The sequence below is a fragment of the Streptomyces sp. NPDC003393 genome (assembly GCF_053589015.1).
On sequence record NZ_JBSFRB010000002.1, the window covers coordinates 222,361 to 242,267 of the forward strand.

Below are 19,907 nucleotides of genomic sequence, written 5' to 3' on the forward strand. Positions count from 1 at the left end.
CATGAGCCTCCGCGCACGCATCAACTCCCCCGAGGAGCAGGCAGCCCGGGGCGAGGACGGTCGTCTCGTCGCCTCCTACCGGGCGAAGCTGCTGGAGGAGATCGACCTCGCGGAGATGAGTTCGCTGGCCGCCGCCGAGCGGCGGGTGCGGCTGGAGCGGGTGCTGGGACACATCATCAGCCGGGAGGGCCCGGTCCTGTCGACCGTCGAGCGCTCGCAGCTGATCCGCCGGGTGGTGGACGAGGCACTGGGGCTCGGCATCCTCGAACCGCTCCTGGAGGACGCCTCCATCACCGAGATCATGGTCAACGGCCCGGACGCGATCTTCGTCGAGCGCGGCGGCCGGGTCGAGCAGCTCCCGATCCGCTTCGCCTCCACCGACCAGCTGATGCAGACGATCGAGCGGATCGTCTCCACGGTCAACCGGCGGGTGGACGAGTCGAATCCGATGGTCGACGCCCGGCTCCCGTCCGGCGAGCGCGTCAACGTGATCATCCCGCCGCTGTCGCTCACCGGCCCCACCCTCACCATCCGCCGCTTCCCGCGCTCCTTCACCCTCCATGAGCTGATCGGCTTCGGCTCGCTCGACGAGCACATGCTGTTCCTGCTGGCCGGGCTGGTGCAGGCGAAGTTCAACATCATCGTCTCGGGCGCCACCGGCACCGGAAAGACGACCCTGCTCAACGCCCTGTCCGGGCTGATCCCCGGAGGCGAGCGCATCATCACCATCGAGGACTCCGCCGAACTCCAACTCCAGCAGCAGCATGTGATCCGGCTGGAGTCCCGCCCGCCGAACGTCGAGGGGCGGGGCCAGATCACCATTCGCGACCTGGTGCGCAACTCGCTGCGCATGCGCCCCGACCGCATCGTCGTCGGTGAGGTCCGCGGCGGCGAGTCCCTGGACATGCTCCAGGCGATGTCGACCGGTCACGACGGCTCCCTCGCCACCGTGCACGCCAACAGCGCCGAGGACGCGCTGATGCGCCTGCAGACGCTGGCCTCCATGTCCGACGTGGAGGTGCCCTTCGTGGCGCTGCACGACCAGATCAACAGCGCCGTCGACGTGATCGTCCAGCTCACCCGCTTCGCCGACGGCGCCCGCCGGGTCACCGAGATCGCCGTACTCGACAGCCACGGCAGCGAGCCGTACCGGCTGGCGACCGTGGCCCGCTTCGCCGCACAGCCCATGACGGCCGACGGCCGGATCTACGGCGCCTTCGAGCACCACCCGCTGCCCCGCCGCACCGCAGACCGCCTCTACATGGCGAGCCAGTCCGTCCCCCAGGCGTTCGGCGTCGCCCAGTCCGCAGACCAGTTGGCCACCCGAGAAGCCCGGTAGGCAGGTAGGAAGCGTCCCCATGGATCTGAGCACCCTCGTCACCCTCACCACCGGCGTCACCCTGCTGACCTGCGTCCTGGCCGTCGTGGGCCTGCACGCCTACGCCACCGGCCGGGCCCAGCGCGCGGCACTCGTCGACCGGCTCTCCCGGACCGGACAGGTCACGGTCGGCCGCCGACGCCGCTTCCGCACCCTGGACCGCCGTCTGCGCCGCACCAAGCCGGGCCGCAGGCTGGAACTGAGGCTGGCGGCGACGGGTCTGGACGTCACGCCGGGCGAGTTCTTCGCCTGCATGCTCGCCGCGGTGGCCGCCCTGTGGCTGATCGGCCAGGCCGCCCTGGCCCCCTTCTTCGGACCGCTGGCGGGGCTCCTCGGCATCGGGGCGGCGATGCAGTTCCTCAGCTGGCAGCGCCAGAAACGCATCGAGAAGTTCATCAACCAGCTTCCCGAGCTGGCCCGCATCCTCGCCAACGCCACCCAGGCAGGCCTCGCCCTGCGCACCGCCATCGGCATGGCGGCGGAGGAACTGGAGGCCCCGGCGGGCGAGGAACTGAGCAAGGTGGCCCACCAGCTGGCGCTGGGATCGTCCATGGACGACGCGCTGGGCGAGCTGGCCGACCGCCTCCCCTCCCGCGAACTGGTCGTCCTGGTCACCACGCTCGTCCTGTCCAACCGGGCGGGCGGACAGGTGGTCAGCGCCCTGCGGAACCTCACCGAGACCCTGGAGGAACGCAAGGAGACCCGCCGCGAGATCCGCACCCAGCTCTCCCAGGTCAACATGACCTCCTACGCCGTCCCCGTCCTCGGCGTCGGCGCGCTCTTCCTCATGAACGGCGTCAAGGCGGGCGCGCTGGACCGGATGACGGGCTCCCCGATCGGCCAGGCCGCGGTCATCGTCGCGTTCGCGCTGTACGCCGTCGGCTTCATCCTCATCCGCCGTCTGTCCCGCATCGACGTCTGAGCCAGAGCCCAAGGAAGGGGGATCCGGGATGGCACTGCTGCTCGCACTGGTGATGGGCCTCAGCGTCTGGGGCGTCTTCGCCGGCATCCGCATGTACCGGGCGGACGCCCGGCTGCCCAGCGACCTGGCGCTGGCCCTGGAGGTCGGCTCCACCCGCACCGGCGCGGTCGACTCCGTCATCGACCGCCTCGGCATGCGCTACGCCCCGGCCGTACTGCGCCTGATGGGCCCCAAACTGGTGGCCAAGTACCGCCGCAAGATCGACCTGGCGGGCAACCCGGGCGGCCTGACGATCGACCGCTACGCCGCCCGGCGCGCGGTGTACGGCTTCCTGGGCGGCGTGGGCGGCCTGGTGTTCCTGCTGCGCGGCCAGTTCATCGTGGCGCTGCTCCTGTTCGCCTTCGGCGCGTTCTGGACGGAGGTCGGCATCTGGTCGGCCATCCGCGTCCGCAAGGACGTCATCGAACGGACCCTGCCGGACTTCCTGGACGTACTGGCCGTCGTGGTCAGCGCCGGCTTGGGCTTCCGCCAGGCGCTGGACCGGGTCGCCTCCCGGTACGAGGGCCCCTGGGCGGACGAACTGCGCATCACCCTGCGCCAGATGGACCTCGGCATGAGCCGCCGCCAGGCCTTCGCGGAACTGCGCCGCCGCAACGACTCCGAGCAGGTCGCCATGTTCGTCACGGCGCTCCAGCAGGGCGAGGAACTCGGCGCGCCCATCGTGGACACCCTGGTCGCCCTCGCCAAGGACATGCGCCGCACCGACGCGCAGAACGCCCGCCGCAAGGCCGCCCGCGCCGTACCCAAGGCCACCATGATGATCACCACCTTCATGGTCCCGGCCACCATGATCCTCCTCACCGCGGGCCTCCTCCTGGGCTCCGGCGTGGACTTCGGCACGGTCACGGGCAAGTAGAGGGGGCGAGGAGATCATGACGACGGCGGAGGAACGAACAGGACGCACGGCACGCACAGAGCGCACGGCACGCACCGGCCTGCTGCGCCGCCGCCCGAGAACCGCCGAGATCACCACGCCCCCGGCGGGCACGGTTCTCCCCGCCTACGTCCGCACGGGCGCACCGGACATCCCGGTCACCTCGGTGACCCCGGCGCTGCCGCCGGGCTGGGAACCGGCGGAGGGCACGAGGACCCTGCCGCCGCCCGCACCGAAAGCCGGCGGCGTAAACGTCCCGCAGGGGCCGCCCGCACCCGACCACGCGGGTCGCACGACCGGCGCAGCCGGCGCGGCTTCGCTTGCGTCCGGCGACACGGCCCCGGCCGTAGGCGGGGCCCAGGCCGGGACGACGGCCCACTCCCCGGGGGGCCTCGCCCCGGAGAAGATCCAGATCAGCGCCCTTCAGGCGATGTGCCGCCACGTCTTCGCCTTCCGCCTGGCGATGACCGCCCTCTCCGCGCCCGCCGCCCTGGTCCACGCCGCCCCCGGTCTGGCCACCCGCCTGGTGGGCGCGGCCGTCGTCGTCACCTTCATGGGCTCGTACGTCCTGTTCCGGGACTGGGAACGGTTCGGCCCGCTCCTGCTGCGCCACCCCACCCTGCTGGCCGTGGACACCCTCTTCGGTTCGCTGCTGCTGATCGCGGCCGGCACGGACAGCACCCTGGCCTACGTCAGCGTCTGCACACCGCTGCTCGCCGGCCTCGTCTACAGCTGGCGCGGAGCGGCGGTCTTCGCCTCGCTCCAGTCGCTGATCCTGCTCGTCGTCCACACCGGTGACCGGGAGCCGCACACGAACCTGGCCCAGTCGGCCCTGTTCCCCGGCCTGTGCCTGATCGCGGGCGCCGCGGGCGCGACCCAGCGCACGCTGCTGCTCCGCTTCGGCGAGGCCACCCGCGCCCTGACCACGGTCCAGGCCCGCCTGGCGGTCACGGAGGCGGTCGGCGCCGAACGCGCCCGCCTGGCCCGCGAGATGCACGACTCGGTGGCGAAGACCCTGCACGGCGTGGCGATGGCCGCCGACGGACTGGCGGGCTCGGCGGGCGACGCGGCCCGCATGGACCCGGCCCTGGTCAGACACCAGGCGGAACTGGTCGCCCGCTCGGCCCGCAGAGCCGCCGCCGAGGCCCGCGAGCTGCTGACCGACCTGCGCCGCGAGCACGACCCGGCCCACGGCACGGACGTCCTGGTGGAACTCGCCGCCCGCACCCGTGACTTCGGCGACCGCACCGGCCTGCCCGCCGCCTACCGCCCGACGGGCGCGCCCGGCGTACCACCCATCCCGCCGGCCGTGGCCCGCCAGCTCCTGACCATCGCCTCGGAAGCCATGGAGAACGCACACCGCCACGCGGCCCCGACCCGGGTGGACGTGGAGGCGGGCGTCCACGGCGACCTGCTGCGCATCAGCGTCCACGACGACGGAAGGGGCCTGCCGCCCGGCACCACGCTGGAACAACTGCGCCGCACCGGCCACTTCGGCCTGGTCGGCATGGTCGAGCGTGCCGCCTCGGTGGGCGCCCGCATCCGCATCGGCCGCGGCAACCACCCCAAGGGGACGGAGGTCCGGGTGGAACTCCCCGTGGGCGCGCTCACGACACCGACAGCACCCACGGCACCCACGACGTGAGAGGAGGAGGGCGCGCATGCACGACCAGACACCGGACCCCTTCGAGGCCCTGCCGCCCGCGACACCACCCCCACCCTTGCGCGTTGTCGTGGCGGACGACAACCCGGTGGTCCGCGCCGGCCTGACGGCGCTGCTCTCCGGACGCGCGGACATCACGGTGGTCGCGGAGGCGGCGGACGGCCGGACGGCCTGGGAGGCTGCCCACGCGCACCGCCCGGACGTCGTCCTGCTCGACGTCCGCATGCCGGGCGTGGACGGCATCTCCGCGCTCCCGTACCTGGTACGGATCGCCCCGGTCCTGATGCTGACTTACAGCCGCGAGTCCGAGATCGTCCAGGAGGCCCTGCGCCGGGGCGCGGGCGGCTACCTGGTCCATGGCGAGTTCACGGCGGACCAACTGGTCGACGCCGTACGGGACATCAAGGAGGGCAGGCCCCACTTCACCCCCACGGCGGCCGGGGCGCTGCTGGCCCAGCTGCGCCGGGACCGACCGTCCAGCGGCCTCCCCGAGAGTCCGGGAGATGCGACTGCACACGGGCCGCAGCACTCAACACCAGTTGTGAGCCCGACTTCTGCTCAACCTCTTTCGCAACTGCAACCGAATATGGGACAGTCGTCGTCCGAGTGGTCAGGTGGTGTCCGCCCGGCCGCCGTCGACAGGTCGAGGTTCCAACTCAGCGCGAGGGAGGCGGAGATCATGGACCTCATCGCGTCCGGCATGACCAATCAGCAGATCGCCGCCACCTGCTTCATCAGCGAGAAGACCGTCAAGAACCACATCAACCGCATCTTCGCCAAACTCCACAGCACCAGCCGGGCCGAGGCCGCCGCGAAGTGGCTCGGCACGGCTCCCGACCCGTCGCCACGAGGGCTGAGGTGACCTGAGATGACCACGGTACGGGGGAGCGGCGGCTGGGTCTCCCTTTGGGCCCGGGAATGGGCCCGGGGGCCCTCTGGCGGCAGGGCGCTTCCGCCCTACCTTTCCGGTGTCGCAAGCGGCGCGACGACTCGACCCGGAGGGGAACACCATGAGCGACCTGATGCTGAAGACCGCGGTGGCGACCAAGGTCCGCGTGAACGGCTGGAAGAACACGACGGCCCAGGCACTCCAGCGCCGCGCCGACGACAGGGGTCAGACCGCGGTCGAGTACCTGGGGATCATCGCCGTGGTGGTGGCGATCGTGCTGGCGATTACGGGGACCAGCATCGGCCAGACGATCCTGGGCAAAATCACCGGCCTTATCGGCAAGGTCGGCAATTGACGCGAGCGCGACGCCACGGCGACGCAGGGCAGGCCTTCCCCATCTACATCACGGTGGTGGGGGGCCTGCTCTTTCTTGCGCTCGCCTACTTCGCGGTCGGCCAGGCGACGGTGAACCGCAGCGGTGCACAGACGGCGGCCGACGCGGCGGCACTCGCGGCGGCTCAGGAGAGGCGCGATCAACTCGCCGACCAGTGGATGAAGGACGTGCTCGATCCGACCAAATGGCAGCGGATCTTTGACGGCACCGGTCCAGCGCTCAGCTCTCCCTGCTGGCGGGCGTCTGAGCTGGCCTCACGGAACTACGCCCGTGTGCTGAGTTGTCGACCGAACGGCCCGCTGTCCTACACGGTCGATGTCGAGACGAGCAAGTCCATGGGCAAGTCGGTCGTCCCCATCACGGAGCGCAAGCACTCAAAGGCGCATGCCGAAGCTGTGATCACAGGGCGCTGCGAGTTCAAGCCCTTGCCCGCGAACGCGGGGTCCGATGCGCTACCCCGCCTCACCTGCAAGGGCGGGAAGTACTGGGACATCGATCCGAAGGATCTCACCGATCTGCCGAAGCCTCAGGACCTCTTTGATGTCCGCCTGGTCGGCTGACGAACGAACGACGAGTGATGAAGGAAGCAGAGTGATGAGTATTCGGTTCACTGCAAAGACCCGCAGGAGGATGGTCGCGCTGACCGTCGCGGCCGGTCTGGCCGTCGGTGTGGCAGGTTGCGGTGGCGGCGGTGGTGACGACAAGAAGCCTGACACCTCCGCATCGGCCACGAAGAGCAGTGGATCTAATCCGAGTGCGCAGGAGGGGCAGTCCCAGACGCCGCTGGCCGAACTGCAGGGCCAGGACGGGCTGCTTCTTAAGATCACCTCTGCTCAGCGCGATTCGGGTGGGTTCGTCACTGTCAACGGGACGCTCAAGAACGACGGTGCCAAATCGGTGGTCGTCCCGCCTCAGACGAGCGGCAACGAAACCGAGATCATCAAGAACGGTCCGTCCCTCGGAGGTGCCACCCTTGTGGACTCCAAGGGGAAGAAGCGCTACTACGTGCTACGAGACACAGACGGTCGGCCGCTGACGACAACTGGTCTTGGGAACATGGAAGCAGGGCAGTCGCTCCCTGTATTCATGCAATTCCCGTCTCCCCCCGAGGGAACGAACGAAGTTTCCCTTCAGGTGCCCACCTTCTCCAGCGGCACCATCAAGATCTCCGGTTGAGGCGGCCCACATGACCCACACCCGACCCCGCCTCACCCGCACCCTGACAACCGCCACCCTCCTCGTCGCGGCGAACCTGTACGGCGCCGCGGCGGCCCACGCCGACACGGGCCCGAGCGAGCCGCCAGGCACCGAACCCTCGGCCTTCGCCCCGGTGAAGGTCGACCCGAACGACCCGGACCTGAAGCTGCCTGAGGGGGCCACGCTCGCCGCGCCCAAAGTGCTGGACATCAAGTCGGTGGTGGAGGACCAGGGCGGCGAGGAGCGCCGGGAGGACACGAACGCGGATGTGACGTTCGCGCTCCAGGCGGAGGTGCTGTTCGCGAAGGACAGCGCGAAGCTGAGCGACCGGGCGAAGGCCCGTATCGATGCGATCGCGCAGGAGATCAAGAAGCAGCACGCGACCCAGGTCCGCGTCTTCGGCTTCACCGACAACCTGGGCACCCACGAACACGGCGTGGTCCTGTCCAAGCAGCGGGCGAACGCCGTCCAGGACGTCCTCTCCCAGGAGCTGAACGACCCGAACATCACGTTCGACGTGCGCGGCTACGCCGAGCAGTACCCCATCGCGGACAACTCCACGGAGGACGGCCGCAAGAAGAACCGCCGGGTGGAGGTGACGTTCCCGCGCACGCAGGGCTGATCCACCGCAGTGAAACGGGTCAGTACTCCTTGTCGAGGTTCGTACCCTCGGGGGCACGGAAGCAGCCGGACACAACGGTGACTTCGATTTTGGGTTGCGCTTCGTGGGGATGGGTCGGGGTGGACACCACGAGGACGGCGTTCATCGAAAATGGTTCTGCCGTTGAGTCCGCTGTGATTTCGAAAAGTTTGGCCTTGCTGCTGTTGGGGCCGTAGTCGACGATTTTCCAACCATGCTTGGGGAGATCCTCCCTCAAACGCTGGAATGCTTGCTTCAACTTGTCTTCCGGTACCTGGTAGATCGACCAGGGGTGCCGCATGCGGTAGAAGTGGTCGGGGTCCTGGTCGCAGAGAGAGACGCCGGCTCCGCCTTCCGTGACCGTCCCTTCCTTGATGTCGATCACGTCGAGAATCTGGCTGGAGATGTGGTTGGCCTTTGATCTGGCCTGGTCCACGGCGAGGGTTGTCGGCTTGGGGTCATTACCGCTGCCGGACACATCGTTGTTCTTCACGTCTGTCGAACATCCCGTTACGAGAAGGGGTAAAGCGAAGGCGATGGAGGCCAGGACGTTTCGGCGTCGGCGCCGCAGCTTGCTGTTCGGACTCAATCTTCTTCCTTGACTAGGTCATACTGGCCGACGACCACTCGGGCCTGGTTTTTCAACGACGTCGACTCTTTGTCCCAGTAGCCGCTGTGCCCACTGGTGTCCACGTCCATCCGGTGCCCCCCGAACGCCTCGTCGGACGGGATCGTGGTGATGTAGCCCGCGTCGTAGGGGACCCCGTGCCAGTGCGCGACACCCCACTTATGGCCTCCCAGGAAGTCACGGCCGATGTAGGGAACTGGGTCGGTGCGGGCGGCTTCAGACCACACATGACCTCTGCCCACGTCGAGATCGCCTGCATCACCGACGAGCATGCCAGGGCTACCGGCGACGACGATGTCGTCGGCAGCGATCTGGTGTTCCTTGGCCGCGGCCCCGACGACCGTGGTGCCGTAGCTGTGGGCGATCACTGTTGTATGGCTGGCGGCGTCACCGCCCTGGGCGGTCTGCAGGCCGTCCAGGAAGTTGTTCAGCTCGGGCGCTGCGTCATAGGCGTAGCTCGGACTCGGGGAGTCGGTCAGGACGTTTTGTGGAGCGTCGTAACCGATCCACGTGATGGTGGCCGTGGACTCAGCCGGGGCCTGGGTCCGGGCTTCCTGCCACACGTCCGTCATCCGCTTGATGTCCTTGCCTGCACCCTCAAGTCCCGCCCCGGTCCCCGGAACGTACACCGCCGTGTTGTCCGCCGTGTCCGGGTTCCCGTTCGCGATGATCGCCTGCCCGTTTCCCTTCGTGTCAAAGCCCAGCAGGTATGCCTGAGGAAGGCCTGGATCACCGTTCTTGTCCGGGATCCCGCCGGCATCCAAGCGGGCCTGGATCGCGTCCATGCCTTTGAGCTGGGACCGGAGATTTTCCCCGCCCTTCTCCCTCCATTGCTGCCAGATCGGATTGACGACGGCTGAGGGAGGGTCTCCGACCTGGACGTACTGGGGCGGCTCGGGGCCAAGACGTTCGTACTGCTGCCACACGCGTGCCCACGTTTCCGCAAGTACCAGCCGATTGGAGGTGTCACGGACCTCGGACGGGAGGCCGTTGAGCGCTCCGACCTCGGCCGGGTAGAGCGTCGCGTACTCGTCGCGCTGGTCGTCGGTGAGACTGTCCCACCACTTCCTGTTCTCGTCCGGGGACTTCCCGTGCGGGATGTCCTTCTTGCGGAGGAAGTTCCCTACGGCTTTGCGGACGGCCTTCATGTCCTCGGCGGCGTCCACGAGCATAGTGTCGGTGACGTCCAGCCCGGCCGGTGCCTTGAGCTTGCGCAGCACCGCGGCGTAGCGGGTGTCGATCTCTTCGGCTTCACGCACCGCGCTCGCGATCCGCTCCGCGATGTCCTCGGCCTTGGCCTTGTTGGGATTGCCTCGGCCCTCGCCCGTGCCGGGCTGAGCGGGGACGGGGGCGCCGGTGCGTGCCGTCCCTCCGGCAGCCCCTGGGGCGTATGGTCCAGAAAGGCCGGATGTCGATGTGTCGCTGCCCGTGAGAGGCGCAGGGTACGTCACCGAACCATCTTCGTTCACCGTGAACTTGAGAGTGTCGGCGTCTTCCAGCGCCTGTTTCAGGTTTCTCTGCGCCACCTCGAGATCCACGGCGAAGGACTCGAGGGTGGTTCGGACCAGGCCGCACTCGCTGTGGATGTACTGGTAGTTGCGACTGAGGCGGCCAAGGTCACCGACCGCCTTGGTGGCCGTTTCGCCCTTCTGGGTCGACCGTACGGGCATGCTCATCTCCCGTTCGACCCGTAAGCGGGCGGCGTCGGCGCGGTGGCTGACCTTGCCCCAGCCGTCTGCCGTGTCCCGGTACTGGGACAGCTTCAGGTCGCGCAACTGCTGCCAGGTGGGCATCGACGTCACCGGGCCCATTCCGGTGTGTTGCCCACGCGAACACCGTCCGCCCGACCCTTGACCTGGTGATCGACCTCACCGAAGTGCCTGCCGATCTTGGCCAGCGTCCCGTGCAGCCGCCCGCATTCGTCCCCCACGGCGGTCAGTCGTGCTTCCCACGTCGTGCGTACCTCTTGGAACACGGCTGGGCAGGCAAACCCTTCGGTGCCGCCTGCTGCGCCCACGTGGGCAAGCTTCAGGTCGGTCAGTCCGCCGGCAGTGGCCGTGCGAAGTTCGTCGGCCACCCCGGACGCACTCGTCCACGGCGTCTTGCGGATCTGCAGGTCGGCGCTGGCGCCGCCTCCCGAGCTGGAGCTGCCCTGGTCGGCCGGCAGCTGGTTGAGCTGCATCCGTGCGGACTGCCGCTCAGCCGCCGCCGTTTTGAGGTGTTCCCACTCCTCCCAAGCCATGCGTGGAGCCTCCCCCGGTGTCTTGCCGTACGCCGCTGTGAATGTTCGATCGCAACCTTGCGGTGGTCGCGTAGCACAGTAGCGACGGTGCGTGACGTGCCCCATCCGTATCGGCCACCAGCCCGTCTGAGTATGGGTACTCAGACAGCACCCGGTCCCCGGCTGGACGGGCAAATGCAAAATGGGGCGAACCTGGCGCTGAACCTCGCATCATTCGACCACGGGCCGCGAGTCCGCCTACCAGGCGTATACGTCACGTATACTCATGGCATGGCCGACGTGATGATTCGTGTGCCCGCCGAAGTCCGTGACCAGCTCGCTGCCGTGGCCGAGGCGAGGGGAACCAGCCTGCGGGCCCTCATGCAGGAGATAGCTGCTCAGACGCTGACTCCTGAGCAGATCAAGGAGCGAGCCGACCGTACCCGTGCCCTCCTCGCCGAGCGTTTTGGGCATTATGTGACGGATGAGGAGTCGGCCGAGATGCGGCGCAAAATGCGGGAGGCCACCGCCGCCCACCGTGCTGCTCTTGGGGGGTTGGAGTCGTCCGGTTGAGTCAGATGATCGAGTACTACGTCCTCGACACCCCCACGCTGCTGGCGATGGGCGGTGACAAGCAGGTTTCGGGCCTTATCCACGCGGCGGCGTCCACTGATGACGTGCGGCTGTGGACACCAGTGCTGTGCCTCCTGGAGGCCGAGCGCGAGCGTGCGGGAATCGTCGCTCACGTCGGTGTACTCCTGGATGTGCTCCGCGTTGTCGACGACGACTACGCGATGGCCACGACCATCGCCGAGCTGCTCCGCGACGGGGTCGCGTTCGGTGTAGCCGCCGCCGTGCACGTGGCGCGGCCGAACCCGGTGATTGCCGACGGGGCGCTGGTGGCCACGGTCCGGCCGGAAGCCTATGACGGCCTCGGAGTCGGGGTCATGGACCTGAACCGATGACGGGGCTCACAGCAGGTGATCGGCCTTGCCGGCCTTGATCTCCTGGATCAGGGCCCGGAGGGCGTCTCTGCTGTCGGTCAGGGGGCGGTCTTCCTGACCGGCGACGGCGATGTAGGCGTTGCCTTCGGTGTCGGTGCCTATGCGGAAGCAGTTGGCGCCTTCTCCGCAGAAGGGATCTTCCCAGGTGACGGTTGACATGGCGTGACGGCTCCTCAGAGGTCGGTGGCGACGGCACGGATGAAGTCGCGTGACGCGTCGGGCGGCAGTGCCACGGACTCCGCCGCTGCGAGGACGGCTCGGTACTTGTCGAGCTGGCGCTCCGAGTCGATGAACTCTGGTCCGTGAGTGCTGTCGAGTTCCACTGTGTCGAGCTGGGGTACGGACGACTCGGCGTACACGACGGACTGTCCGGCTCCGGGAAAGCCTCCCGCCTTGAAGGGGATGACCCGTAGCGTCACAGTGTCACGCTCGGAGGTGCGCAACAGGTGTTCCAGTTGCCTGCGGGCGACGGCGGTTCCGCCGAACTCCATGCGCAGCGCGGCTTCGTGGACAATGGCGTCCAGCCGGGCAGGGGCCGGGCGGTCGAGCACCTGCTGTCGGTCCATGCGCTGCGAAACGCGGAGTTCGATGTCTGCCTTCGGCAGGGCGGGAATCACCGCCTGGAAGACAGCGTGCGCGTGTTTCTCGGTCTGCAGCAGGCCGGGCAGGTGCACGCTCACCGCGATCCGTAAGCGCTCGGCGTGCCATTCCAACTCGGCGATGTCCAGAAAACTGTCGGGCAGTTGCCCGCGATATGTCTCCCACCACCCTTTGCCGCGATCCGCGGCCATGGCGGCCAGCGCCTCGACAAGGGATCGATCCGCGCATCCGTAGTTGCTCGCCAGGGTCCGCACGCGTTCGGGGCTGATGCCCGAGCGGCCGGACTCCATGTTGGGGACGTTCGTTCGCGGAACACCCAGCAGTCCGGCGGCGTATTCGGTCGTCATGCCGGCCGCGACGCGCAGCTTGCGCAGTTCGAGGCCCAGGCGCCGTTGGCGCGCCGTCGGTGCACTTCTGGGCGCCATGCTCCCCTCCTGACCATCGCCTGACGGGGGCCAGTCTGCCCGTCCGGTCAACGGCCGGTCCACTCGATGGGGGCCGATTTCGGGGAGTTGGTAGTACGTGTACTCCGTCTTGTCCTACTGTCCGTGACAGGTCGACCACGACCCTCCGCCCCGACGGAAGTGCATCACCCGTGCCCAGCCAGGCCCAGGTGACAGGCCACCGTGCGCATGTGCGGAGCGACGACCAACCCCACTGACCAAGGGAGTTGCCATGTCCGTACCCGCGATCTCGGCCTGCCCGCCCGTCACCCCGGTCGACTGGCCCGGCACACCCCCGACCCCCGAAACCCTCCACTACAGCCTCACTCTCCCCGCCGGGCCGCGCACCCCGGCGATCGCCCGCGCGACCACCCGCACGGTTCTGTCTGCGCACGGCCTCGCCGACATGACCGACCCCGCCGTCCAGGTGGCGAGCGAACTCACCGCGTGCGCGTGCCGTTTCACGACCTCCCCGGAGGTGTACTTCTGTCTGCGCTACCGGGACGACGCCCTCCGCGTCCTCCTCTACGACGCGCACCCCCGCCACACCCACCCCCGCCACGCGGCCGCATGCGAGGCGCGCCGCCGCTCGTGCCTTCGCCTGCCGGCGTGCGTGGTCCGTGCCTGTGGCGGCGACTGGGGCTTCGGTGACGCCCGCGAGCCGGGAGGCGGTACGCGCACGTGGGTGGTGCTGCCCAGGGAGGGGTCGAGGGCGTACCTCGCACCCGGACGCCCGAATCCGTGACGGCGACCTGGCAGTGCGCGGTTTGGGTGCCGGTCTGGGTCCACGGGCCCATCCTGGGCGGGCACTTGCTTCCTAGCCTCCCCCTAGGTGCGTCGACACGGGGGGAGGGAGCATGGCCTCGATCGGGGGAGTGCCGGAGTCCGAGGGGTCGTGGCCGTCCGGCGGGGGGCGGCGGAACATGCCGCGCCCGCTGTCCGTGGCGCTCGTGCTGGTGCACACGCTGTTCGCCGCGACGGTGCTCGGCGGGACCGGACTGTTGCTCACCGCCTCGTCGTACGACGCGCTCGACGGCGGGGTCGTCGCGCTCACCGCCTACGCCGCCGCGCCCGGCGTCCTCGGGTGGTGGCTGGCGCGGCGGACGTGGGAGGGCGGGCCCTGGGTGCGGTGGGCGTTGATCGCCGTACAGGCCTGGCTGATGCTGGGCGGGCTGGTCAACCTCGCGGGCGGCTCCGCGCACGGCGGCGTCCAGCTCTTCCTGCCGATCCTCATCACCTGTTTCCTCCTCCGGTCCGAGAGCCGCGAGTGGTACGCACTCCCGGGACCGGAGCGGGCCCGACGCCGGGGGTTCTCCCTCGCCCGGATGATCCGGTGGCGGCGACGGGACGAGGGGCAGACCGCGATCGAGTACGCGGGGCTGGTGGCGATCGTCGTCGCCATCGTCACCGCGCTGGTCGTCAGCGGGCTGGGGACGCAGATACTGGGCGGCATACAGGCCCAGGTCTGCAAAGTCGTCGGCGCGGGCTGCCCGGCCCCCGCCGGCAACGTGGGCGACGCCACCGGCACGGAGGCCGGCGGGAGCACCGATCCCGGCAACGGCGGCACCCCTGCGGGCGGCAACGGCAACACGACCACCGACGGCGGCGACCACGGGAACGGGAACGGACCCGGGGGCAGCGACGGCGGCCAGGGCACCGCCGGAACCGGAAACACGGGGCACGACGGCGACGACGGCACCGAGGACGGCGACAAGAAGGACACCGAGTCGCAGGACCCGCCGGAGGAGAAGAAGGACGACGGCGGAGGGGAGAAGAAGGACGACGGCTGCTTCTCCGGCGTAGGCGCCTTCTTCGGATGTGCCGGCGACCAGGTCAAGCAGGTCGGTGAGGGCCTCTTCGTCGACGGTGTCTGGGGTGACCTCACCGGCATCTGGGGCTTGGTCCGTCACCCGCTCGACACCCTGGGGGGCATCGGCGACTACGGCAAGCAGCTCGGCGAGGACTGGTGGGACGACTCCAAGGGAGCCCGCGACAAGTGGTCGAAGGGTGACTACTTCGGAGCCGTCCTGGACTGGGGCGGCGCCTCGCTGGGCACCGGCGGGACGGTGCTGTACGACCTGTTCGTCGGCGACGACGTGGCCGACGACTGGGACAACGGTGAGCAGACCCGCGCCGTCACCCACGTCATCTGGAACATCGGCTCCCTCTTCATCCCCGGCTACGACGGCGCCAAGATCGTGGAGAAGGTTGGCGAGCTGGGCAAACTCGGCAAGCTCGGGAAGCTGGGCACGCTCGCGGAGAAGGCGGGCAAGGCCGCCGAGGACGCCAAGAAGGCGGCCAGGGCCGGGGACGTCGAGGGCGCCGAGAAGGCGGCCAAGCGGGCCGACGAGGCGGCGGACGAGGCCGAGCGCAAGGCCCGGGAGTCCGGCTGCGTCCTGGCCGCCCCGGTGCGCGGGGTCCCGTACGGCGACGGCCCGCGCGAGGAGCCCGGCGGCCCGCTCACCGGTTCCGCCGGCACCGGTACCACCGTCCTGGCCGCCGGCGCCTCCACCTCGTACGTCGTTCTCGCCGAGGGCGGCTGCGACGAGGAGGCCGAGAAGGCGGCCCAGGAGGCCCGCAAGAAGGAACGCGAGGCCTACCTCGCGAGGAAGCGGGCGGAGGAGCCCGGGCGTGCCGCGAAGGCCGCGCAGAACAAGAAGCAGTACCCCGAGCCGAAGCACGACGACACGTCCGACCCCCGCAACTACAACCCGCCGGACTGGGCGGGCAACCTGAAAAACCACCCTCTCGGCGAGGCCGACAACGGAGACGGCTACTGGGCGAGCCGGGACCGCAACCCGGCGCCCAACTGGAAGAACGAGTCGTGGCTGCGCTACCAGGAGCAGATCACCGGCACGGCCCGCGGTCAGGAGTACGTCGTTCCGCACCCCAAGGAAGGCGTGCCCGACGTCGAGTTCGACGGCTGGGACTCGAGCAGGCAGACGTACCTGGAGGCGAAGAACGGCTACGACGGCTACCTCTCCAAGAGCAGTCCGGGCGAACTCACGCCCTCCGGCAAGGCCGAATTCGTCACCGAGGCGCAGAGGCAGGTGGCGGCGGCCGGCGGCAAGGCCGTCGAATGGCACTTCTCGAATCGCGAGGTCGCCAAGGCCGCACGACGCGCCTTCCGCGAGGAGGGACTGAACATCAAGGTCGTGTACACCGAGCAGAAGCGGGTCGGCGGGACGCGCAGGCCCGGGGCGTTCGGGTAGCCCGGGAGCGGCGGGTGGCCCGACTATGGTGACGTCGATCGGACCTGACACGAGAGGCGACGACGGAGGCGCGGGGATGCGACGTCTGGTGCGGGCCTTCTGGGGCCCTCGGCAGGAGCCGGTCGAGCAACTGGCCGGCCGCTGGAGAGAGACGCTGGAGCAGGTGTCCCGGCTGCTCGCCCGGGCGGACCTGCCGGGGACGTGGGACGTGGTCCGCGCCGGCTTACCCGCTGCTCAAGTCGTCGCGACGGAAGCCGCGTTGCTCGACGCCCTGTCGGCATCTCAGGCCGCGGACGACTGGTCGGAGGGCAACGGCACCGCGCTGCGGCTCGTCGCCGCGGGAGCACCCGGCTGGGAGGTCGAGGTGAGCGGGCTGGCGGGCGGCACTCCGGAGTTCCTCCTCCAGTCGCTCGTCATCGGCGTCCGCGCACCGGCGGACGGGGAACTGCCCGGCACCGAACTCCTGGCCGTCGTGGCCGAGAGCTGGGCGCCCGATGTCGGCGAGGTGACGGACGACGACGTGATGGACGCGCTGGAGGACGAGGCCGGGCACGAGGTCGGCGACCCGGGCGTGGGGTGGGCCGGCTACCTCTCACCGGCGCGGGCCGCCCTGCTGCCCGAGGACCTCGCCGTGCCGCGCAAGGAGCTGCGCGGGGGCGGTGTGCTGCTCGACATCGCGCCCCCGGGCGACACGGCCCCCGTGGTCCGGGCCTACGAGCGGCTGCGGGACGCCGGCGCGCTGCGGCCCCTGCCCCGCCCCATGGACCGGGCGACTCTGTGACCGCCCGCGCGGGTGAGCCGTTCGCCCTGGACCGAGCTCTTCGCGACGTCGACGGCCTGCTCGCCGCGGACATACCCGTGAGCGGACCGACGACGAGCGAGGGCGACCCGGCCAAGGGCGAGTGGTCCGTCACCCGGGGCGAGGGTTTCCTGCTCGTACCGCTCTGGGAGAGCGCGTCCCTCGTCGGGGTGTACGCGCCGGAGTGGAACCGGGCGGAGGAGACGGCGCACGCCCATCTGGCCGCGCTGGCCGGGGCGCTGGACCGGCGCTGGGGACCGCATCGCCGGGTGGGCATGCGGGTGCCGCTGTTCCGCCGGGTCGCGGGCGCGCCGATGCCCCCGTTCTTCGAGGCGCTGTGTGCCCATGACCTCCTCGGCGACCTCGCCGTGTGGGGCCCGCTGCCGGCCGGACCCGGCCGGGGCGACCGCCGGCTCGCCGTCTCCCTCGATCAGAGCGACGGCGACGCGCCCTTCGTCCTCGCGGCGGCCGTGACCGACCGTCCGCTCGTGGAACTGGAGGACGGTTGACCCACCCTGGCCGGTCGTCCGTCTTCTGCCTGTCCCGGCTGCGTGCGCCGCCGCCGCCGTACGACCGGCCCGGGTCCTGACCGCCATGGATGATCCACTCGCGGGCCCACCGCAGGGATGGTGACCGGCGGCCGCCGCGGCCACGAACCGCCGCGGCGGCGCCCCGCCGTCACTCCGCCTCCGCTCCCCGCGCCGCCACACGCACCTCCACCCGCGTCCCCACCCGCAGCCCCCACCCGGCCATGGCGCCGGCCTCCGCCTCCAGGACGTGGCGGGAGCGGAGGCGGGGCAGGCCCAGACGGCCCGGCCGCATGGTGCGGACGGTCAGGACGCGCAGGCCGCGGTCCAGGTAGGCCACGTCGATGGGGATGCGCATGCCGAAGGTGTGCACGCTGCCCGCGGGGGAGAGCAGGATCGCGCCGTCGACCCCGTCACGGCCGAGCAGCCCCTTGGTGCGGGCCCGGTAGGAGGTCGCCAGCTCCAGCGGGACCACCACCGGTGGCGTCCCCTCCCGGCCGGCCTGCGCGGTCCCGTGCACCACCAGCTCGCCCCGCCCGTCCCGCCAGCGTCGCCCCATCCCCGGAACGCCTCCCCGACTGCCGTGTCCTGCCGTGCCTTGCCGTGTCCTGAGGTCTCGCCAAGCGACCGTATCCGCCCGGATGTGGGCCCCACATGGGCCCACGGGCCCATGCCGCGCCCGGTGGGCCGGGGCTAGGGTCCGGGCGTGCGCGTACTACTGATCGTTCTCGCCGCCCTGTGGGGCGCGGGCGCCGGGCTGCTGGTGCCTCGCGCCGCCCACCGGTTCTCGGTCGACGCCGGGCAGGCGTGGCGCGCGGAGTGCCCGGACGGGCACGCGATCACGGGGCCGTTCGGGGGCTGGGCGGGGCCCGCCCGCTGCACCGCCGCCGCGGGCTGCGGGGCGTACGGGCCGAGCACGCCGGCCGTCGGCGCGGTGACCGGCCTCGTCTGCGCGGCGCTCGCCGCGGCGACCGGCCCCCGGCCGGAGGCCGTGGTGTGGCTGCTCGCCGCGCCGGTCGGCGTGCTGCTCGCGCTCGTCGACCACCGTGTGCACCGGCTGCCGGACGTCCTGACGCTGCCGCTCGCCGCCGCGACGGCCGTACTGCTGGGCGTCGCCGCGCTGCTGCCCGCCGCCGCCGGGTCCTGGCCGACGGCGCTGCTCGGCGGACTCGCCCTGGGCGCCACGTACTTCGTCCTGTTCCGCGTCAACCCGGCCGGGATGGGCTTCGGCGACGTCAAACTGGCGCTGGCACTGGGGGTGGTCCTCGGCTGGTACGGCTGGTCCGTCCTGATCGTGGGCGGCTTCGCCGGGATCCTCTACGGCGCCTGCTACGGGCTCGGTCTGGTCCTGCTGCGCCGGGCCGGGCGCAAGTCCGCGATGCCCCTGGGGCCGTTCATGATCGGCGGGGCGCTCACGGGGGTGCTGCTGGGCGCGTTCGCGGTGGCGTGAGGAGCGGGGTGCGCGGGCGCGACGGGCATGGCGCGGGCGTGAGGAGCGCGACCAGTGGGGAGAAGGCCGTCATGACTGGACTCGGTGCTGTCTTCCGGCCCCAACTGCCCCCCGAGCGGCTGCGCTCCATCGCCCGCCTCGCCGACGAAACCGGCCTGGAGGAACTGTGGCTGTGGGAGGACTGCTTCCTGGAGGGCGGGATCTCCACGGCGGCTGCCGCGCTGGCCTGGACGGAGCGGGTGCGGGTCGGGGTCGGGCTGCTGCCCGTGCCCCTGCGCAACGTCGCCGTCACCGCCATGGAGGCCGCCACGCTGCACCGGCTCTTCCCCGGCCGCGCCACGCTCGGCGTCGGGCACGGCGTCCAGGACTGGATGGAACAGGTCGGCGCGCGGGCCGAGTCCCCGCTGACCCTGCTGCGCGAACACCTGGACGCCCTGCGGGCCCTGTTGCGCGGGGAGCGGGTCACCACCAAGGACGGGCGCTACGTCCGTCTGGACGACGTTGCCCTGGACTGGCCGCCGCCACCGGGGAGCGCCGTCCCGGTCCTCGCCGGCGCCACCGGGCCCCGCACCTTGCGCCTGTCCGGCGAGGCGGCCGACGGCACGATCCTCACCGCGGCCACACCCCCGGACGGCGTACGCCGGGCCCGCCGCCTCGTCGACGAGGGGCGCCAGGCGGCCGGCCGCACCGACGCGCACCGCGTCGTCGTCTACCTCCTCACCGCGACCGGCCCCGACGCCGAGACGCGGTTGCGCGCCGAACTGGCCGCCGAGGGCCGGTCCGACGTCCCCTGCCTGGGGGCCGCCGGGGACGCCGAGGCCGTCGCCGGGGCGGTCCGGGCGCTCGCCGACGCCGGTGCCGACACGGTGATCCTCCAGCCCACGGCGGACGAACCGGATCCCGAGGGCTTCATCCGTTTCACCGCCGAGGAGGTACGGCCGCTGGTGCCGTGACCGTCTGTCCCGCTCGTGAGAGGTCTTGCGGGTGACGGGGCCTGTCCGTGACA

General features: G+C 70.6%; 23 protein-coding genes. 17 read left to right on the forward strand and 6 right to left on the reverse strand.

The genetic code is table 11. The features are described 5' to 3' along the window. The first annotated feature begins 1 nt into the window (after nt 1). The 9 genes from ACWDUZ_RS03035 to ACWDUZ_RS03075 all read left to right on the forward strand — a co-directional run bounded on the left by ACWDUZ_RS03035 (nt 2) and on the right by ACWDUZ_RS03075 (nt 7,999). Complete coding sequence (locus ACWDUZ_RS03035) at nt 2-1,339, forward strand: CpaF family protein (protein WP_451630002.1); 1,338 nt, start codon at nt 2-4, stop codon at nt 1,337-1,339. A 19-nt stretch (nt 1,340-1,358) separates the two neighbouring features. Beyond that, a complete protein-coding gene (locus ACWDUZ_RS03040) occupies nt 1,359-2,300 on the forward strand; it encodes a type II secretion system F family protein (RefSeq protein WP_451630003.1) in 942 nt (313 codons plus the stop codon). Nucleotides 2,301-2,328: 28 nt separating this feature from the next. Beyond that, the gene (locus ACWDUZ_RS03045) at nt 2,329-3,216 is read left to right on the forward strand and encodes a DUF5936 domain-containing protein (protein WP_451630004.1); all 888 of its coding nucleotides are present in this window, start codon (nt 2,329-2,331) and stop codon (nt 3,214-3,216) included. Nucleotides 3,217-3,232: 16 nt separating this feature from the next. After that, the gene (locus ACWDUZ_RS03050) at nt 3,233-4,879 is read left to right on the forward strand and encodes a sensor histidine kinase (RefSeq protein WP_451630005.1); all 1,647 of its coding nucleotides are present in this window, start codon (nt 3,233-3,235) and stop codon (nt 4,877-4,879) included. A 16-nt stretch (nt 4,880-4,895) separates the two neighbouring features. Beyond that, nucleotides 4,896-5,759: a response regulator gene (locus ACWDUZ_RS03055; protein ID WP_451630006.1), complete on the forward strand. Its 864-nt coding sequence runs from the start codon at nt 4,896-4,898 to the stop codon at nt 5,757-5,759. 148 nt (nt 5,760-5,907) lie between these two features. Beyond that, the gene (locus ACWDUZ_RS03060) at nt 5,908-6,141 is read left to right on the forward strand and encodes a Flp family type IVb pilin (protein WP_451630007.1); all 234 of its coding nucleotides are present in this window, start codon (nt 5,908-5,910) and stop codon (nt 6,139-6,141) included. After that, nucleotides 6,138-6,740 (forward strand): pilus assembly protein TadG-related protein, encoded by a 603-nt coding sequence (locus ACWDUZ_RS03065; protein WP_451630008.1) that lies wholly within the window; start codon nt 6,138-6,140, stop codon nt 6,738-6,740. Before ACWDUZ_RS03060 ends, ACWDUZ_RS03065 begins: the two co-directional genes overlap by 4 nt. Nucleotides 6,741-6,774: 34 nt before the next feature. After that, entirely contained in the window at nt 6,775-7,356 is a 582-nt protein-coding gene (locus ACWDUZ_RS03070; protein WP_451630009.1) for a hypothetical protein, read from the forward strand. 10 nt (nt 7,357-7,366) lie between these two features. Next, entirely contained in the window at nt 7,367-7,999 is a 633-nt protein-coding gene (locus ACWDUZ_RS03075; protein WP_451630010.1) for an OmpA family protein, read from the forward strand. A 19-nt stretch (nt 8,000-8,018) separates the two neighbouring features. Here the strand turns inward: ACWDUZ_RS03075 and ACWDUZ_RS03080 are convergent, their stop codons facing one another. From ACWDUZ_RS03080 to ACWDUZ_RS03090, 3 genes are all read right to left on the reverse strand, one after another. Continuing rightward, on the reverse strand, nt 8,019-8,510 hold the full coding sequence (locus ACWDUZ_RS03080; RefSeq protein ID WP_451630011.1) for a hypothetical protein: 492 nt from the start codon (nt 8,508-8,510) through the stop codon (nt 8,019-8,021). 92 nt (nt 8,511-8,602) lie between these two features. Continuing rightward, nucleotides 8,603-10,438 (reverse strand): alpha/beta hydrolase, encoded by a 1,836-nt coding sequence (locus ACWDUZ_RS03085; RefSeq protein ID WP_451630012.1) that lies wholly within the window; start codon nt 10,436-10,438, stop codon nt 8,603-8,605. A gap of 5 nt (nt 10,439-10,443) precedes the next feature. Further along, nucleotides 10,444-10,887, reverse strand: a complete 444-nt coding sequence (locus tag ACWDUZ_RS03090) for an amino acid ABC transporter permease (RefSeq protein WP_451630013.1) — start codon at nt 10,885-10,887, stop codon at nt 10,444-10,446. Between the two features lie 270 nt (nt 10,888-11,157). Between ACWDUZ_RS03090 and ACWDUZ_RS03095 the strand changes: the two genes are divergently transcribed. Both ACWDUZ_RS03095 and ACWDUZ_RS03100 read left to right on the forward strand, forming a co-directional pair. Then, the gene (locus ACWDUZ_RS03095; RefSeq protein ID WP_451630014.1) at nt 11,158-11,439 is read left to right on the forward strand and encodes an Arc family DNA-binding protein; all 282 of its coding nucleotides are present in this window, start codon (nt 11,158-11,160) and stop codon (nt 11,437-11,439) included. 5 nt (nt 11,440-11,444) lie between these two features. Further along, entirely contained in the window at nt 11,445-11,831 is a 387-nt protein-coding gene (locus ACWDUZ_RS03100) for a hypothetical protein (RefSeq protein WP_451630015.1), read from the forward strand. Nucleotides 11,832-11,837: 6 nt separating this feature from the next. On the opposite strand, the gene ACWDUZ_RS03105 is transcribed toward ACWDUZ_RS03100, so the two are convergent. Together ACWDUZ_RS03105 and ACWDUZ_RS03110 are read right to left on the reverse strand one after the other, a co-directional pair. Then, nucleotides 11,838-12,029: a hypothetical protein gene (locus tag ACWDUZ_RS03105; protein WP_451630016.1), complete on the reverse strand. Its 192-nt coding sequence runs from the start codon at nt 12,027-12,029 to the stop codon at nt 11,838-11,840. Between the two features lie 14 nt (nt 12,030-12,043). Next, nucleotides 12,044-12,895 (reverse strand): helix-turn-helix domain-containing protein, encoded by an 852-nt coding sequence (locus tag ACWDUZ_RS03110; protein ID WP_451630017.1) that lies wholly within the window; start codon nt 12,893-12,895, stop codon nt 12,044-12,046. A gap of 250 nt (nt 12,896-13,145) precedes the next feature. Here ACWDUZ_RS03110 and ACWDUZ_RS03115 point away from each other — a divergent pair, with 250 nt between their 5' ends. From ACWDUZ_RS03115 to ACWDUZ_RS03130, 4 genes are all read left to right on the forward strand, one after another. Then, nucleotides 13,146-13,658 carry an ATP-binding protein gene (locus tag ACWDUZ_RS03115; protein ID WP_451630018.1) on the forward strand — a complete coding sequence of 171 codons (513 nt, stop codon included), beginning with the start codon at nt 13,146-13,148 and terminating at the stop codon, nt 13,656-13,658. Nucleotides 13,659-13,770: 112 nt separating this feature from the next. After that, nucleotides 13,771-16,125, forward strand: coding sequence for a Tox-REase-5 domain-containing protein (locus ACWDUZ_RS03120; RefSeq protein WP_451630019.1), 2,355 nt, complete (start codon nt 13,771-13,773; stop codon nt 16,123-16,125). Nucleotides 16,126-16,201: 76 nt separating this feature from the next. Next, nucleotides 16,202-16,906, forward strand: coding sequence for a hypothetical protein (locus ACWDUZ_RS03125; RefSeq protein ID WP_451630020.1), 705 nt, complete (start codon nt 16,202-16,204; stop codon nt 16,904-16,906). Further along, on the forward strand, nt 16,903-17,433 hold the full coding sequence (locus ACWDUZ_RS03130) for a hypothetical protein (RefSeq protein WP_451630021.1): 531 nt from the start codon (nt 16,903-16,905) through the stop codon (nt 17,431-17,433). Before ACWDUZ_RS03125 ends, ACWDUZ_RS03130 begins: the two co-directional genes overlap by 4 nt. Before the next feature lie 169 nt (nt 17,434-17,602). On the opposite strand, the gene ACWDUZ_RS03135 is transcribed toward ACWDUZ_RS03130, so the two are convergent. Then, nucleotides 17,603-18,010 (reverse strand): DUF192 domain-containing protein, encoded by a 408-nt coding sequence (locus tag ACWDUZ_RS03135; RefSeq protein WP_451630022.1) that lies wholly within the window; start codon nt 18,008-18,010, stop codon nt 17,603-17,605. Between the two features lie 147 nt (nt 18,011-18,157). Between ACWDUZ_RS03135 and ACWDUZ_RS03140 the strand changes: the two genes are divergently transcribed. Both ACWDUZ_RS03140 and ACWDUZ_RS03145 read left to right on the forward strand, forming a co-directional pair. After that, nucleotides 18,158-18,901 carry a prepilin peptidase gene (locus ACWDUZ_RS03140; RefSeq protein WP_451630023.1) on the forward strand — a complete coding sequence of 248 codons (744 nt, stop codon included), beginning with the start codon at nt 18,158-18,160 and terminating at the stop codon, nt 18,899-18,901. 71 nt (nt 18,902-18,972) lie between these two features. Beyond that, nucleotides 18,973-19,854, forward strand: a complete 882-nt coding sequence (locus ACWDUZ_RS03145; RefSeq protein ID WP_451630024.1) for an LLM class flavin-dependent oxidoreductase — start codon at nt 18,973-18,975, stop codon at nt 19,852-19,854. The last annotated feature ends 53 nt before the right edge of the window (nt 19,855-19,907 follow it).

What these genes read in the sequence shown, in the direction of transcription:
- ACWDUZ_RS03095 (WP_451630014.1), top strand. Translation starts at nt 11,158, where the DNA reads ATGGCCGACGTGATGATTCGTGTGCCCGCCGAAGTCCGTGACCAGCTC.
- ACWDUZ_RS03050 (WP_451630005.1), top strand. Translation starts at nt 3,233, where the DNA reads ATGACGACGGCGGAGGAACGAACAGGACGCACGGCACGCACAGAGCGC.
- ACWDUZ_RS03060 (WP_451630007.1), top strand. Translation starts at nt 5,908, where the DNA reads ATGAGCGACCTGATGCTGAAGACCGCGGTGGCGACCAAGGTCCGCGTG.
- ACWDUZ_RS03115 (WP_451630018.1), top strand. Translation starts at nt 13,146, where the DNA reads ATGTCCGTACCCGCGATCTCGGCCTGCCCGCCCGTCACCCCGGTCGAC.
- ACWDUZ_RS03045 (WP_451630004.1), top strand. Translation starts at nt 2,329, where the DNA reads ATGGCACTGCTGCTCGCACTGGTGATGGGCCTCAGCGTCTGGGGCGTC.
- ACWDUZ_RS03035 (WP_451630002.1), top strand. Translation starts at nt 2, where the DNA reads ATGAGCCTCCGCGCACGCATCAACTCCCCCGAGGAGCAGGCAGCCCGG.
- ACWDUZ_RS03055 (WP_451630006.1), top strand. Translation starts at nt 4,896, where the DNA reads ATGCACGACCAGACACCGGACCCCTTCGAGGCCCTGCCGCCCGCGACA.
- ACWDUZ_RS03135 (WP_451630022.1), bottom strand. Translation starts at nt 18,010, where the DNA reads ATGGGGCGACGCTGGCGGGACGGGCGGGGCGAGCTGGTGGTGCACGGG.
- ACWDUZ_RS03125 (WP_451630020.1), top strand. Translation starts at nt 16,202, where the DNA reads ATGCGACGTCTGGTGCGGGCCTTCTGGGGCCCTCGGCAGGAGCCGGTC.
- ACWDUZ_RS03110 (WP_451630017.1), bottom strand. Translation starts at nt 12,895, where the DNA reads ATGGCGCCCAGAAGTGCACCGACGGCGCGCCAACGGCGCCTGGGCCTC.
- ACWDUZ_RS03145 (WP_451630024.1), top strand. Translation starts at nt 18,973, where the DNA reads ATGACTGGACTCGGTGCTGTCTTCCGGCCCCAACTGCCCCCCGAGCGG.
- ACWDUZ_RS03120 (WP_451630019.1), top strand. Translation starts at nt 13,771, where the DNA reads ATGGCCTCGATCGGGGGAGTGCCGGAGTCCGAGGGGTCGTGGCCGTCC.
- ACWDUZ_RS03085 (WP_451630012.1), bottom strand. Translation starts at nt 10,438, where the DNA reads ATGCCCACCTGGCAGCAGTTGCGCGACCTGAAGCTGTCCCAGTACCGG.
- ACWDUZ_RS03105 (WP_451630016.1), bottom strand. Translation starts at nt 12,029, where the DNA reads ATGTCAACCGTCACCTGGGAAGATCCCTTCTGCGGAGAAGGCGCCAAC.
- ACWDUZ_RS03075 (WP_451630010.1), top strand. Translation starts at nt 7,367, where the DNA reads ATGACCCACACCCGACCCCGCCTCACCCGCACCCTGACAACCGCCACC.
- ACWDUZ_RS03100 (WP_451630015.1), top strand. Translation starts at nt 11,445, where the DNA reads ATGATCGAGTACTACGTCCTCGACACCCCCACGCTGCTGGCGATGGGC.
- ACWDUZ_RS03070 (WP_451630009.1), top strand. Translation starts at nt 6,775, where the DNA reads ATGAGTATTCGGTTCACTGCAAAGACCCGCAGGAGGATGGTCGCGCTG.
- ACWDUZ_RS03040 (WP_451630003.1), top strand. Translation starts at nt 1,359, where the DNA reads ATGGATCTGAGCACCCTCGTCACCCTCACCACCGGCGTCACCCTGCTG.
- ACWDUZ_RS03090 (WP_451630013.1), bottom strand. Translation starts at nt 10,887, where the DNA reads ATGGCTTGGGAGGAGTGGGAACACCTCAAAACGGCGGCGGCTGAGCGG.